The following is a 13941-nucleotide window of genomic DNA, read 5'->3' on the forward strand; positions in this document are numbered from 1 at the left end:
GCCTACTTCGGTTTATATTGTCGAGTACAGTAAGCTCTTAAAATATCTGGTGAGCGCTTGTGAAGATGCTTGGTATTCCGCCCCGCAACACGTTTACGCCAGATTTCAAAACTACTTTTTTTTAATTGTTGTCGCATCAATCGAATAACTGCACTTTCGTTTAATCCGTATTCCAGCAGAATGGCTTCAAAGGGTGTCCGATCTTCCCATGCCATTTCAATGATTCTAGAAATATCAGCTGTTGTATACAACGCACATGATCCTTTTTTATACGCATTAAACTTCGATGTTAATTGTTCATTCGTGAAAAATATGTGATTTTTTGTGGATTTATAGACACTTCATACACGCTAATGCATTAATCGCATAAAACGATTGATTTTATAATTTTAATCCGTTTCCTAGTTTTTTCATTTTTATCTATTCTTAATCCATACAAGGTAGGCAACTCTGTTGCTCTACCGACCAATCATTCAGTCCAACTTTGTGCCCAGTGCAAGCCCCTCTGCACTGGGCTTTTTTTTATTTAAATGACTCAACCAATTTTGGATAAATCAGTCCATCAATATCTAGTTTTACCGTATAAACTCCATTTTCAAGATTAAACTTATTGACATGATAAGTTGATCCATAAATAGAATCTAAAGTTGAAGAGCGTTTAAATACCTTTTGATTTGCCTCAAGATCCAACAAATGTGTGCCTTGAATAAATTGTTCATATTGCTCAGGTTCAACACCAACACGCTTAGACATAATCATCAAAGCATCGTTTCTCGTCTCAGGGTCTTGAATATATTTGACGGTTCGATCCCATACTTGCAGCACTTTTTTCCACTCTGCTTGATGTCTAGATAAATGCGTCATATTTACCGTCAACGTATCATAGATCAATCCTGGTTTATCTTGAGAACTATAGATGATTTTGGACCCAGCTACGCTTTTTAAAGCTTGATTTGCTACTGGTTGCCATACAGCGATGGCATCCACATCTGGGCTGCTAAACACTTGGGGTAATTCGTTGGTTGCTGCATTAATCAGTTTGATTTCATTGGCTGATATATTTTGATCTGAAAGTGCGGTATTTAATAAATTATGATCGACCAGCCCTTTTTCGACTGCAATCGTTTTACCCTTAAGATCTGCCACACTATGAATGCCCTCTTTTGCAAGAATGACATCATTCCCTGATGAATAATCAGTTGCTAAAATCATAATGCCACGTGTTCCACCTGAGGCGATGACCAAATTATCCCCATGAGAAACAGAAACCGCATCCAATTGGTTTGCTGCAAAAGCATTCATAGAGGCTGAATAATCAAACCATTTAAACTCTACGTTTAATCCAGCTTCTTTAAACCACCCTTTCTCAATAGCAACTTGCCATGCCACCCATCCCGACCAATCACTGTAACCAATCCGAATCGGTTGCATTGATTTTTCGGCTTGAGCATGTTGACTTGGTTCTGGAATTTTTGCGGTTTTATCACAACCCACGAATAACAGTGCAGTTCCAATGACTCCCCAGACCATCGTTTTCATTGCACCACCTCACCAATGCTCGTGCACTTAAATTTAGTATTGGTAAAATTTGAGGCTTGAATATAATCATGCCATCCACCAAAGTGACTGATATCAAGTGCATCTGCTAAAGCATGGTTTTCACATATAAAGCCTTTCACCCATGTTCCATCAATAAGTTGTACATTGCCAATACCAAGTGGTGCTGGGACTTCAGCAACAATGTCACCGAACAATGCTCTTGGTACATCCCACACTTCCACTTCAATAGAATGACCTGAAGTATCTCGTTGTAGCCCCGGCTTAGGTGGCTGAGTATTTTTTAAAGCAAATAGTTTGTAATACGGCGCAGTACGCGTTTTTTTAACTAATGTGGCTTGTCTGCCCGTTAACTGAAAATTCAGCGGCATGCCTGTAAGATGTGCTCCCACCACTGCCAATTTAACGGTGTGCTCAGATCCTATTGATTTATGAATTTGATAGCCTTGCTTTGACGTTGCTAAATTTAATCCTGCAGTCGCTTGCCATTGCTGACCGAAGTGTGCCAAAGCTTGATCCATCCAAGCGCCAGCAATTAGGGTGATACCACTTGGCAAACCATCATCACGGATGACATTCGGAAGTGCCAATGCAGATAAATCAGCAAAATTAACAAAATTCGTATAAGCCCCCATATGCGAATTCTTTTGGATCGGATCTGCTTCAACATCTGCAATGCGATAAATCGTAGGAGCTGTTGGCACCATCAACGCATCATAATTTTCTAATTGATGATTGATCTGCCTAGCCCATTCTGCACGCTGATACTCATCTTGCATCACATCTACAGCATTGAAGTGATCAGCTTGATCAATAATTTGCTTAATTACCGGATGACATTGCTCACGTCGAACTTTGTGTTCGACGGCATGCGTACGCTCCGCAACCCATGAGCGGTTATACAATGCAGCAGCCAATTGATTAAATACTGTGAAATCAATCTCTTCAACTTGAAATCCGAGCGATTTCATTCGAGCAATGGCTGTTTGAAATGCTTGCTCACTTTGAGTATCACCATAAAATTCTAAGTGATCTGGGATTGCAATCTTGCCCTTCGAAAATTGTGTCGGGACTGTTCTCGGATGCTGTCTTGAATAAGCATCGGTCGCATCATAACCTTGCATCAATTGCGCTACCGCCCAAGCATCGTCTACTTGAGTTGCAAAAATTGAGATCACATCAATACTTCGACATGCAGGGATTAAACCTGTGGCTGAAAACCAGCCTTTGGTTGGTTTGAGTCCGACAATATTATTGAAACCCGCGGGAACTCTGCCAGAACCTGCTGTATCAGTACCGAGGGCGAATGGTACATATCCATTTGCTACTGCAACCGCTGAGCCAGAGCTTGATCCACCGCTAATATAATCCGGATTGAAACTGTTTTTTACAGCCCCATAGGGTGAACGCACGCCAACCAATCCCGTGGCAAATTGATCTAGATTGGTCTTGCCCACCACGATTGCACCAGCAGATTTAAGCTTAGCCACGACGGTTGCATCTTGCATTGCTAAATAAGCAGCATCTGGACACGCCGCAGTGGTATAGAATCCAGCAACATCAATATTGTCTTTGACAGCAAATGGCACACCATATAACGGAAGATCAGCGATATCCTGATGGGCTAATGCATCAATCTGCGCCTGTATTTGCTCGGCACTGGCTACTGATATCCAAGCGTGATCATCATTGGATAATTCAGCAACATAACGCTTTAAGTCATTCAGCTGAATAGTTTGATTTGCATAAGCCTGCTGCCAATCTTGTATAGTCCATAATGTCTGCACGGCGGTGCTCCTTATACGTGTTCCGAATTTTGAGGAATAGGTGGCATGACTGCATCCATCAGCTCTAAATGCCCCTTAATTACCCCTTTTAATGCTTTAAATTGCTCACTTATGGCTTTTAGGTCACTGCTGACCCCTTGCATCAACATCACCTGCATGACTTTGTCATCATCTAATTGGATATGTAGTGAACTAATCACCTGAGTCAAAAACTGTTGCTGTAAATCAATAAGTTGTGTTCTTAATGGCTTTAAACTGACGTCATACAATAAGGTTAAAGTACCGACCATGACTTCATTGCGGCTAACAAGGTCATTGATCAAATGGTGGTTAATCATGTCAACAATGGCTTGAGATCGGCTTTCATAATGTTGATCTACAATTTTTTGATCCATAGCCTGCAATGTATTTTCAGGTAAAGTGATGCTGATCCGCGCCAGCTTCTGTTTAGGCACGTTTGAGCTCCTTAGGTTTTTGAGATTGTTGTAGGTGTAAACCCGCACGGACACTCATCAGTTCAATGAAGAATTGAAGGATGGGATGCTTCGATTGTTTGGATTGATTTGTCATCATCTGCAGCACCTCTAGGTATTACAAAAAAAAGAATTGGTAAGACTTAGTAAATGCAGAAAACGTGCCAAAACTTTTCTTGAGATATATAAAAGAGAGCTAGAAAAAAAGTCGTCGGAAAGATTCAAAAATGTGCATGAATCAAAATTGTGCACTTGATTTGTTCAATGTTCAGAAATGCAAAAAGACCGCCTTTCTGGAGATAGACGGTCAACTCGAATGGTTATTATTTTGTCTTCTTGTTCTAATGAAATACTTTACTGGATATCAGTGACGAACTCCTCACGTGGAATACGGAATTTCTTCAATCCAATTAACCAATCTTTTTCTGGGTTACGGCGACCTAGTGCCAATAGCACCACAGACTTTAAGCCTTTTGCTTTTAAACCTAATAATTCATCCAGAGCGTCTTTATCAAAACCTTCCATTGGCGTTGCATCTACACCTAACTCAGCTGCTGCCGCAATTGCCATACCAAAGCCAATATGTGCTTGTTTTGCAGTATGGTGGTATTGCTGCTCTTCAGTAAACGTCGAGAACAGGTTCTTTAAGTTTTGCACCACATCCATGGTCGTATCTAAAGGTAAATGACGCTCACGATTCATTGCGTTATAGCGTTCATCGATACGCTCGTCTGGAATCGTATCCCAAGCCGTAAATACCAAAAGATGCGATGACTGGGTAATTTGTGGTTGATTCAATGCAACTGGTGAAATTTTCTCCTTAAGTTCTTGGTTGCTGATCGAGATAATATGGAACGGTTGTAAGCCCGCTGAGGTCGGTGCTAAACGCGCAGCTTCAAGAATTTGATCGACTAATTCTTGCGGTAGTTTTTCACCAGTCATTTGTTTGGTTGCATAACGCCACTGTAAAGCTTCTAATAATTTCATGTATTTACCTATAATGTTTAAATGTGAATATTTTTAATTCTTTAAGCGTATAAACTCGCCAACATTGATTTGAGTGATTGGCTTGGACGACCTAAAAGTTGTTCTATATCTTGGCTTTGAACTTCATACTGTCGATGTTTAATATCTACGACTGTGCCATGTGTGAGATAGATCAGAAATTCGGGCAAACCGATTCTTTTTAAGAACTGTTGATAGGCTTCTTCAGTGAGATCGTGATATTCCACTGGTATTGTTTTGAGTTGACTTAGCTCATCAGCAATATCTTGATAACTATAAGCTTGGCTGCCGACTAACTCATAGACCTTGTTCTCATGATCATTTTGAATTAAGGCATTTGCTATTGCTTCTCCTAACTCTGCTCTTTGCACATAAGGCACTTTTCCCGCACCTCCAGAGAGCTGGATGCCTGTATCGATTACTCCCTCACCGATAATTTGTGGAATCGCTTCTGCATACATGGTGTTGCGTAGGAGTGTATATTTCAGTCCGCTTGCTTTGAGGTAATCTTCAGTTTGAAAATGACTGATCATCAAATCCTTCACCGCTGAATTTTCAATATTTTGAATGGACAAACCTGTGTAATACACATGTTGAACACCTGCTTCACGCGCAGCATCAATGACATTCTTATGTTGTTCAAAGCGATTCATTTCCATCGTTGAAATGAGAAGTAGCTTGTCGATACCCTGAAAGGCTTTGACTAAACTTTCAGGTTGATTGAAATCTCCTTCACGGACTTCAATATGTTCATTGACATAAGGTTTGGCTTTTTCTAAGTTTCTCGCCAATACAGCAAATTCATTGTTTTGTAGCTGTTGCTTTAATTGTTGCACTACACTTCGCCCTAAATGGCCAGTAGCACCAGTAACTAAAATCATTCAATAACCTTGGATTATTTTTGCAATGATGTAATTTATAGGCGAGTTAAAAAACGAGATCACTATACTGTTGTATAGTGAATTTAGGATTTCATTTGATTAAATTTTATGACGAGATGGGAGGATAGATGGCTGATTTTATGAAAGAGAATGCAGAAACATTAAGCGAGGATGACCAATGTAATTTGATGTTTATTGTGGCGCTTAAAAATGCCATGAACGTCATTAATGGCAAATGGAAACTTGCGATTGTTGCAACCATGATTAAACAGCCACGCCGTTTTAATGAGATTGAACGTCTGCTGCAAGGCATTACACCAAGAATGATTTCTAAAGAGCTCAAAGAACTTGAATTGAACAATGTTGTTGAAAAAATTGAGTCTCTTGATGAAATTACAGGTAAAACAACTGCAATGTATGATCTGACGCCATCAGGTCGGAGATTAGAAAAGTTGATGGTACAAATGGCGGTTTGGGGACAAGAGCATAAAGAGAGTTTGAAATAATTATTATTTATAAATCGTATCACGGCTGTCTATATCTAAAACCAATACCACTATTTTTGAATCAATGCTTTGCTAAATCAAACGATAGCCTGGCGACCTGAGTTTTACCTTACACAAATCAACCGATCCACTGAGTTTGTTTTTCGGAATCTAGGGATTGTCTAAAATGGCATCATATTACGAATAAACTGTTCCACTTTTTTTGGATTAAGCTTATCAAACTTTTTAAGCGTGGTTTTTATGAACTCGAGCTCGTAGCTCGTCTAAAGTGAGTTTAATCGTTTTTTGCCCTTTAGCTTTTTCTGCTAGTTTTGTTAAATGCACATCTTCCCAAAGACAATCGTTCAAAATTATTTTTGCATTTTCCATAATTCGCTTTTGACTTTCAGAACTACGATTGCTCAAAAGATCTTGTAATTTTTTACCCATATTTGAAATCTCTTTAAGTCGTTTTTGGGTATGAAAAGCTAGAAAAAATGCGTTTTAATCAACCAATAATTGTTACATATACATCATCTTGCTCTTGTGTAGGAGTAGCTTTTATTCCAAATAGATTAACAATATTATCTAGTAATGGAGCAATTTTATTTAAATTAGAATCTTCAAATGCATCATTTCGTATTTTATCGTATGCATCGGATAAGACTTCTTCGAGTTGAAGAATATGGTCAATAAACCAAGTATCTTTTAGTTTGTGGTATAAATCAGTTCCTGTAAATTTTTGATTTAATCCATGAATATGACCAAGAAAGTAGGAACATGATTTTAATAAAACGGCAATAGGCATATAAATTTCATTCATCAAAACACCATGATTACCTGTTTGATAGAATTTTTTGAATGCATTTTCTACTTCATTTGGACAATCGTTAAAATGGATTAATACGTTATCTTGAAGTGATCTATAAGTTTCGGGCTGGTTAATTCTAATTGAGGAGGATGCATATAGACAGGCAAGATATTCATTTATACATGCTTTTTGGGTTGAATGATGAAATCGAGTATATAAATTGCGTGTGTCAAAATCCTTTTCTAGAACAAGCTTAGAATTTGAAGCTAAAAGTCGATTGTTAAAATGAACATGTCCTAATTCATGGAAACAAATATTCAATGCATGTTCCAACTGAAATAATCTATCCGCTTCATTGATATTCAAGAGATCATTATTTTTTTCATTTAAAAATATTAATCCCCATATTTTACTGATATCAAAAAATAATTGATGTGAAATTTTATCACTTGAAGTTATATGGTGCATTGCAACCCCAACAACTTTCCCAGCACTCGGTTTTAATCCATGATCATCTAAGGCTAGTGGATAGCTTTCTTCATCTGCAAATATAAAATTATTAGTCAACCCAGAAAAATCAGAATCTTTTTGTAAGTCAAAATATATTTGAGCAAAATATTGGATTACAAATTGATAGATGTCATTATTTTGATTATTTACAGTTTTTAATTGTGCGGAAAAAGACATTACTAACCCTAATTTATAAATTATTTCTTTGACTATTATAAGAAAAAACCGCCCTTATGGACGGTCTTTTTTATTCCTATCTCATCAAGCAACTGGCGCCAACGTAAACAACACCTGCCCCGTTTTTACCGTTTGCCCTTTTTCAATCGTTATCGCATCTACACGCATACGCTCAGGCGCAACAATCGGAATCTCGATCTTCATTGCTTCAATCACCGCAAGCGTTGCACCTTCTTCCACAATATCGCCTGATTGACATTCAATTTTCCAAATTGAACCCGGCATATGCGATTCCACCGCACAGCCCCCTTCAGGCACTTCCAAGCCTTCACTATCATCCACAATATCAAGGCTTTCAGACACGTATTCTGCAAGTCCTGCCTCATGCCAACGACGACGTTCTGCATCAAAGTTGGCTTGTTGCACAGACTTAAATGCCGAAATGGACTCTTGGTTTTCAGTTAAGAAGTCGTTGTACTCTTTTAAGTTTAATACGCCTTCTTCAATACGCAGTTTTAAGCGACCAGCTTTAAAGTCCTCACGCATCTGCATAAGTTCTTCTTCAGACACTTCATAGAATTTAATTTGGTCAAAGAAACGCAGTAACCACGGTTTGCCTTGCTCAAAGTCAGCATTTTTACGGTAGCGTGACCACATTTGCGTGGTACGACCAACAAACTGATAGCCCCCCGGACCTTCCATGCCATACACGCACATATAAGCACCACCAATGCCCACGGCATTTTCAGGGGTCCATGTACGTGCAGGGTTATATTTGGTCGTCACCAAACGCTGACGCGGATCAAGTGGTGTTGCGACAGGAGCACCGAGATAAACATCGCCCAAGCCCATGACCAAATAACTTGCGTCATACACCACATCTTTCACAGCTTGTTTATCTTTTAAGCCATTAATACGACGAATAAATTCGATATTGTCCGGACACCACGGTGCATCTGGACGAACGGTTTGCATATAGCGCTCGGTGGCAAGTTGCGTTTGTGAATCTTCCCAAGCCAGTGGTAAATATACAGTCCGTGATGGGACTTGCATCTCGGTCACATCAGGCAATTCAGCTTCAGCCACTTGCAATAAACGCAGTAAATCAAGCTGATCGAGTTTGATCGAGTCAAAATGGATTTGTAGCGAACGAATACCCGGTGTTAGGTCAATAATGCCCTGAATATTCTGTTTTTGAACCCATTGCATGAGGGCATGAATACGGAAACGTAAGTTTAGATCCAGCACCAATTCGCCATATTCCACCAACATGTAGTTGTTGCCGGCAGGACGATACACCACATCAGGCGCACCATTTTCACCTTTTAAGGTATCGAGAACCGCATTTTTTAGAGTTGCGAGTTCAGGATAGAAAGACTCATCAAATGCCACCGCTTCTGTATCTGAAGCTTCTAATTGCGCATGATATTTTTCATTTAAAAGTTTGGCTTGGTGATAGCTTACAGGGACAAATTTCACTTTGTCACCGGCTTTAAGCTGACCGAGTTTCCATAGTTCAGAATTAATCACCACTGCAGGACAAACGAAACCGCCGAGACTTGGACCATCTGGACCCAAGATAATTGGCATGTCACCGGTAAAGTCGATGGCACCAATGGCATAGGCATTATCATGAATATTGGATGGATGTAGACCCGCTTCACCACCGTCGATACGTGCCCATTCAGGCTTTGGACCAATCAAGCGGATACCGGTACGGCTTGAGTTAAAGTGAATCTCAAAAGTATTGGCAAAGAAAGTATCAATATCATTTTTGCTAAAGAAATCAGGCGCACCATGTGGGCCATACATCACCGCAATTTCCCATTCATGGCTAAATGACGGCAATTGTTCAGGTGCAAGTGCTTTCACTTCATCGGAACTAAATGCCGTAATTGGAAGCATATCGCCTATCAGTAAGTTACGCCCTGCATGACCTCCAAACTGACCTAAAGTAAAGGTTGCTTGTGAGCCGAGATATTCAGGTACATTCAAACCACCTTTAATGCCGATATAAGTACGGCAACCTGTGGCGATTTTGCCACATTTTAGCACCTGACCTTTACGTACATTGACAGTTTGCCACATCGGCACAGACACACCATCCAACGTTGATGGCATATCACCACCGGCAAGTACGATTTGGCTGTCACAATGGAATTTTAAGGTTGGCCCTTGTAGGGTACATTCAAGCCCTGCAGTGTTATAGGCATTACCAAGCAACTGGTTTGCAACATTCAGCGATAATGGATCTATCGCACCTGAGGGTGGCACACCGACATCCCAATAGCCCAAACGCCCTGTGACATCTTGCACGGCGGTTTGAATGCCGGCTTGTAGCACTTCAATCTTTTGAGTTTTCCACTCAAAGGTATTTAAGAAGCGTGTGGTTTGTGTGCCGGCTTTAAACACTTCACAGTCGATGATGTTTTGTAGATATTCAAGATTGGTTTCAATCCCCGCAACAGAGGTTTTCGCCAAAGTATCGGTCATGGCTTGAATTGCAGAAGCACGATCATCTGCAGTGACAATGATTTTAGCAATCATCGGGTCATAGAATGATGATACATTTGAACCTGTTTCTACCCATGTTTCATTACGGGCATTAGCATCAAACTCAACATGTGTCAGTAAACCGGCACTGGGTTGGAAGTTTTTAATTGGGTCTTCAGCGTACAAACGCACTTGAATCGAATGACCTTTGGATTCGAGTTTTTCAGTTGGCGCAGTCCAATCACCGCTGGCCAATGTCACCATCCAATCCACCAAGTCCACACCAAAGACTTGCTCGGTCACACCATGTTCCACTTGTAGACGGGTATTCACTTCCAAGAAATAGAATTCTTGTGTGTCGGTATCCATCACAAATTCAACCGTACCCGCAGAACGGTAATTTACCGACTGCATCAGTTGAATGGAAACATTTTGGATGTAGGCACGTTGTTCATCATTGATATGCGGTGCCGGGGTTTCCTCAATCACTTTTTGGTTACGACGCTGTACCGAACAATCACGCTCACCGAGTGCGATCACCTGACCTTGACCATCGCCAAAAATTTGCACTTCAATATGACGGGCATTTTGTACAAATTTTTCAAGATACAAACCGGCATCTTTAAAGTTGGCTTGGGCTAAATAAGACACGGTTGCATAAGCATCTTTCAGTTCAGCTTCATTCCAGACCAAGCGCATGCCGATCCCACCGCCACCTGCGGTACTTTTCAGCATCACAGGATAACCAATACGATTCGCTTCCGTTAAGGCTTCAGCTTCATCTGCAAGTAATTGACTACCCGGTAATAATGGCACATTGGCTTGAATCGCAAGCTCACGCGCCGTGTGTTTCAGACCAAAGGCACGCATCTGCGCAGAATTTGGTCCAATAAAAGCAATACCCTGTGATTCACATAGGTCGCAGAATTCAGCATTTTCAGACAAGAAGCCATAACCCGGATGAATGGCTTGTGCGCCGGTTTGTTTAGCAACCTCTAAGATTTTTTCAACGTTTAAGTAGCTTTGGCTGGCTGGTGCTTCTCCGATATACACCGCTTCATCCGCTAAAGTCACATGCAGTGAATCACGATCGGCCTCTGAATAGACTGCAACTGATTGGATACCGAGTTTTTTAAGGGTACGAATGACACGACACGCAATTGCACCACGGTTGGCGATCAAAACTTTATTCAATCCATATTTTTTAGTCATGGTTATGCGTCCTCGCCTTCACGGATGATCAATTGAATTTTGGTTGGGTTATAGGCATTACAAGGATTATTCAGTTGTGGGCAGTTGGAGATCAGCACGATTAAATCCATTTCCGCTTTAATTTCCACATATTTACCCGGTGCAGAAATACCATCATCAAACTTTAGATGCCCCTCAGAGGTCACGGGCACATTCATAAAAAAGTTAATATTTGGACCGATGTGGTGCACGTTTAAGCCATGTTTTTTGGCAATTGGATGCTGAGACAATGCAATCATGAAATTGTTACGGCAACTGTGCATTGGATATTTGTCATGTGCATAACGAACGGTGTTACTTTCACATGAACAAGCACCGCCTAAAGTGTCATGGCGACCGCAGTTATCATCATGGATGGTGGCAATTTTGTTGCCAAAGTTGGTGTATAGAGCTGTGCCTTTTTCTAAATAGATTTGTTGATTAATCGCTAAGGTATCAGTTGCGCTATAACGCTCTTCAGGGTTTGATGCCGAGATAAACAGCGTATCCACCGCTTGGTTGCCTTCTAAATCCACAATACGGAAATACTGTCCTTTTTTGACTTCGCACATCCATGCTTCACCGGCAGGACAAACTTCGCTTAAAACTGATTTTTCTAATTTCACTAATGCAGTCATGTTGTATCCCCCAATTAAGCGCTGAGTGCGTAGTAACGATTATTGTTTTGAAATGCACGCTGATTTTGCGGGCATGAATCACGACATACATCGCTGTCGCTTAAAGGAAGTGCTTTGTATAAAGACAATTGAACATCGACAGGCGCATATTCCGTGCTGTTATCTAAAGCATGCGGTGCGGATGATAAGAACACTAAGCAATCCATTTCAAAGCGCAGTTCAATCACTTGATCAGTATTGTCAGATGCCACATAACTGAGGTTGCCATTGTCATCTGGTTGAACTTTGGAAAACAGATTTAAAGTACTGCTAAGGTCTGTTGCGGATAAGCCGAATTTGGTCATTTCAAGCAGTAAAGAATCTTTGCCGTTACGGTACATGTCATTACGGGCATCTTGAAAGGTTTGCGTGCCAAATTGTTTTTCGATTTGTTGTGCATTACTTGGTGCGCAGAATGCATCATTCCACCCGTGGTCGTCTTTGACAATGGAAATCATCGCGCGACCCAGGTCAGATGCAAGGATATGCCCCGTGCTTAAAAATGCCGTATGTTGCCCTTTTAAGCTGTCTGGCATGTTATAGCGTTCGAGTTTATCTTCTGAATTTACACAGTATAGAGCCACATTGGCATTTTTGCCTAAGGATTTGAGTTGTAATACTGCGCCACGCTGAATGCGTGCTGACCAGTGGTGTCCACCCGGTAAACGTTCCGTCCAAAGGACTTGATCTTCGTGATAATTTATTGTGCTCATATGCATCCATCCCAATCTTTTACGGTTTACCTCCCGGGCTTTTATCCCTCCGTGTAGCTTAAGCTTGCAACTTAAGCCGTGAACTCTCGGTCGCAGACCTACATGAAACTTCATGTATCGGAACCCTAGATCACTTTATGATTGAATAAATAGATGCAAAGGCTGTGCCAAAGTAATACTCTTTTGTGTTTTAGTATTACTGTCGCTTGATATATAACATTTCTCTTAGAGCTGATTGTATTGAACGGAACTTTATTGAAGTAAACCTGTTGAATCAGTCGGAGTAAAGAATACTCGGTAAGCACCGAAATTAACCTGCGTGCAATTTTCTTGTGCAAAGAAAAAAGCTAACACATGATTCTATTTTGTTTGTTATGAGCGGTTATTTTCTGATTGCTTAAGTAGGTTTAGACTCTGGTTGATATCACGCACAGTGATTAACTTAAAAATCATAACTAAGCTTCCAAGTGCTACGAACAAAAGAAATACAAGTAAAATGATTAAAGTCATCCCTGTGTTTAATGCGCTATCTGAAGTATAACGAGCTAAAAACCAAGTAAAATTTGAAAATATAAAAAAAGCTAAAGAACCGGTGACGGTATATAAGGCACCATACGCTAACCCTTTAAAGACTAATTCCCGTTCTGAATAAATACATTGAATTTCTCCATTTTCAACTTTAAAAAATTTCCATGTAGTGCGAAGGGACTTCACTAAGTAAAAATAGTAATCTGCATATTTGCGTATAAGTATATCGGTTAAAAATGAAGGAATCTCGACACCGCCATTGAGTTGATCACTGGCAATTTTCTTCAAAAAAGGATCTATTGTTTTATTCGGGCTTACAGAGATAAATTCTCGAATGTAAAAAGATGCAGCCTCATATAAATTTTTATTTTCATTAAAACTTTTCAGACTCACAAAATACGTTTTTCGACCGTAAAAGACAGCGACGATACCTATAAGCGTCGTACAAATAATCGAAAATAAGCTGAGATAGTCTGAAACTGAAAATGAAGGTATGAGTTGTATCATGGATATAATCTTAAATTTATAATGAATTGAGTTTTATAATTAAAAAAAAACACTTAGATAAATGACCAAAATGGTGGACAATGGACTGAGATCAGATCGTTTACTTT

At 40.1% G+C, this 13941-nt stretch carries 14 protein-coding genes and 1 riboswitch; of the genes, 1 reads left to right on the forward strand and 13 read right to left on the reverse strand.

What is annotated here, in order from left to right; all coding sequences use genetic code 11:
- Window positions 1–2: 2 nt before the first annotated feature.
- From AC1M9K_RS01345 to AC1M9K_RS01375, 7 genes are all read right to left on the reverse strand, one after another.
- A complete protein-coding gene (locus AC1M9K_RS01345; RefSeq protein ID WP_481588254.1) occupies window positions 3–251 on the reverse strand; it encodes a TIGR03643 family protein in 249 nt (82 codons plus the stop codon).
- Between the two features lie 271 nt (window positions 252–522).
- Window positions 523–1539 carry an ABC transporter substrate-binding protein gene (locus tag AC1M9K_RS01350; protein ID WP_481588255.1) on the reverse strand — a complete coding sequence of 339 codons (1017 nt, stop codon included), beginning with the start codon at window positions 1537–1539 and terminating at the stop codon, window positions 523–525.
- Window positions 1536–3344, reverse strand: a complete 1809-nt coding sequence (atzF, locus tag AC1M9K_RS01355) for an allophanate hydrolase (RefSeq protein ID WP_481588256.1) — start codon at window positions 3342–3344, stop codon at window positions 1536–1538. The genes AC1M9K_RS01350 and atzF overlap by 4 nt, the downstream gene beginning before the upstream one ends.
- Before the next feature lie 11 nt (window positions 3345–3355).
- Complete coding sequence (locus tag AC1M9K_RS01360) at window positions 3356–3799, reverse strand: CopG family ribbon-helix-helix protein (protein WP_035263841.1); 444 nt, start codon at window positions 3797–3799, stop codon at window positions 3356–3358.
- The gene (locus tag AC1M9K_RS01365; protein ID WP_481588257.1) at window positions 3792–3917 is read right to left on the reverse strand and encodes a hypothetical protein; all 126 of its coding nucleotides are present in this window, start codon (window positions 3915–3917) and stop codon (window positions 3792–3794) included. Before AC1M9K_RS01365 ends, AC1M9K_RS01360 begins: the two co-directional genes overlap by 8 nt.
- Window positions 3918–4171: 254 nt before the next feature.
- The gene (locus AC1M9K_RS01370) at window positions 4172–4804 is read right to left on the reverse strand and encodes an NAD(P)H-dependent oxidoreductase (RefSeq protein ID WP_481588258.1); all 633 of its coding nucleotides are present in this window, start codon (window positions 4802–4804) and stop codon (window positions 4172–4174) included.
- Between the two features lie 41 nt (window positions 4805–4845).
- The gene (locus tag AC1M9K_RS01375) at window positions 4846–5703 is read right to left on the reverse strand and encodes an SDR family oxidoreductase (RefSeq protein WP_481588259.1); all 858 of its coding nucleotides are present in this window, start codon (window positions 5701–5703) and stop codon (window positions 4846–4848) included.
- Window positions 5704–5831: 128 nt separating this feature from the next.
- On the opposite strand from AC1M9K_RS01375, the gene AC1M9K_RS01380 reads away from it, so the two are divergent.
- A complete protein-coding gene (locus AC1M9K_RS01380; RefSeq protein WP_481588260.1) occupies window positions 5832–6209 on the forward strand; it encodes a winged helix-turn-helix transcriptional regulator in 378 nt (125 codons plus the stop codon).
- Between the two features lie 225 nt (window positions 6210–6434).
- Here the strand turns inward: AC1M9K_RS01380 and AC1M9K_RS01385 are convergent, their stop codons facing one another.
- The 6 genes from AC1M9K_RS01385 to AC1M9K_RS01410 all read right to left on the reverse strand — a co-directional run bounded on the left by AC1M9K_RS01385 (window position 6435) and on the right by AC1M9K_RS01410 (window position 13834).
- Complete coding sequence (locus tag AC1M9K_RS01385) at window positions 6435–6638, reverse strand: hypothetical protein (protein ID WP_481588261.1); 204 nt, start codon at window positions 6636–6638, stop codon at window positions 6435–6437.
- A 58-nt stretch (window positions 6639–6696) separates the two neighbouring features.
- Window positions 6697–7686, reverse strand: coding sequence for a hypothetical protein (locus AC1M9K_RS01390; RefSeq protein ID WP_481588262.1), 990 nt, complete (start codon window positions 7684–7686; stop codon window positions 6697–6699).
- Between the two features lie 84 nt (window positions 7687–7770).
- On the reverse strand, window positions 7771–11391 hold the full coding sequence (uca, locus tag AC1M9K_RS01395) for an urea carboxylase (protein ID WP_481588263.1): 3621 nt from the start codon (window positions 11389–11391) through the stop codon (window positions 7771–7773).
- 2 nt (window positions 11392–11393) lie between these two features.
- Complete coding sequence (locus AC1M9K_RS01400) at window positions 11394–12047, reverse strand: urea amidolyase associated protein UAAP2 (RefSeq protein WP_481588264.1); 654 nt, start codon at window positions 12045–12047, stop codon at window positions 11394–11396.
- Window positions 12048–12061: 14 nt separating this feature from the next.
- Window positions 12062–12799, reverse strand: coding sequence for an urea amidolyase associated protein UAAP1 (locus AC1M9K_RS01405; RefSeq protein ID WP_481588265.1), 738 nt, complete (start codon window positions 12797–12799; stop codon window positions 12062–12064).
- A gap of 28 nt (window positions 12800–12827) precedes the next feature.
- A riboswitch (guanidine-I (ykkC/yxkD leader) is annotated at window positions 12828–12939 on the reverse strand.
- 232 nt (window positions 12940–13171) lie between these two features.
- Window positions 13172–13834 carry a hypothetical protein gene (locus AC1M9K_RS01410; RefSeq protein ID WP_092766425.1) on the reverse strand — a complete coding sequence of 221 codons (663 nt, stop codon included), beginning with the start codon at window positions 13832–13834 and terminating at the stop codon, window positions 13172–13174.
- Between the last annotated feature and the right edge of the window lie 107 nt (window positions 13835–13941).

This window comes from Acinetobacter sp. 24-47-67, from assembly GCF_056779735.1.

What these genes read in the sequence shown, in the direction of transcription:
- AC1M9K_RS01405 (WP_481588265.1), bottom strand. Translation starts at nt 12,799, where the DNA reads ATGAGCACAATAAATTATCACGAAGATCAAGTCCTTTGGACGGAACGT.
- AC1M9K_RS01380 (WP_481588260.1), top strand. Translation starts at nt 5,832, where the DNA reads ATGGCTGATTTTATGAAAGAGAATGCAGAAACATTAAGCGAGGATGAC.
- AC1M9K_RS01370 (WP_481588258.1), bottom strand. Translation starts at nt 4,804, where the DNA reads ATGAAATTATTAGAAGCTTTACAGTGGCGTTATGCAACCAAACAAATG.
- AC1M9K_RS01410 (WP_092766425.1), bottom strand. Translation starts at nt 13,834, where the DNA reads ATGATACAACTCATACCTTCATTTTCAGTTTCAGACTATCTCAGCTTA.
- AC1M9K_RS01375 (WP_481588259.1), bottom strand. Translation starts at nt 5,703, where the DNA reads ATGATTTTAGTTACTGGTGCTACTGGCCATTTAGGGCGAAGTGTAGTG.
- uca (WP_481588263.1), bottom strand. Translation starts at nt 11,391, where the DNA reads ATGACTAAAAAATATGGATTGAATAAAGTTTTGATCGCCAACCGTGGT.
- AC1M9K_RS01400 (WP_481588264.1), bottom strand. Translation starts at nt 12,047, where the DNA reads ATGACTGCATTAGTGAAATTAGAAAAATCAGTTTTAAGCGAAGTTTGT.
- AC1M9K_RS01365 (WP_481588257.1), bottom strand. Translation starts at nt 3,917, where the DNA reads ATGATGACAAATCAATCCAAACAATCGAAGCATCCCATCCTTCAATTC.
- AC1M9K_RS01350 (WP_481588255.1), bottom strand. Translation starts at nt 1,539, where the DNA reads ATGAAAACGATGGTCTGGGGAGTCATTGGAACTGCACTGTTATTCGTG.
- AC1M9K_RS01385 (WP_481588261.1), bottom strand. Translation starts at nt 6,638, where the DNA reads ATGGGTAAAAAATTACAAGATCTTTTGAGCAATCGTAGTTCTGAAAGT.
- AC1M9K_RS01390 (WP_481588262.1), bottom strand. Translation starts at nt 7,686, where the DNA reads ATGTCTTTTTCCGCACAATTAAAAACTGTAAATAATCAAAATAATGAC.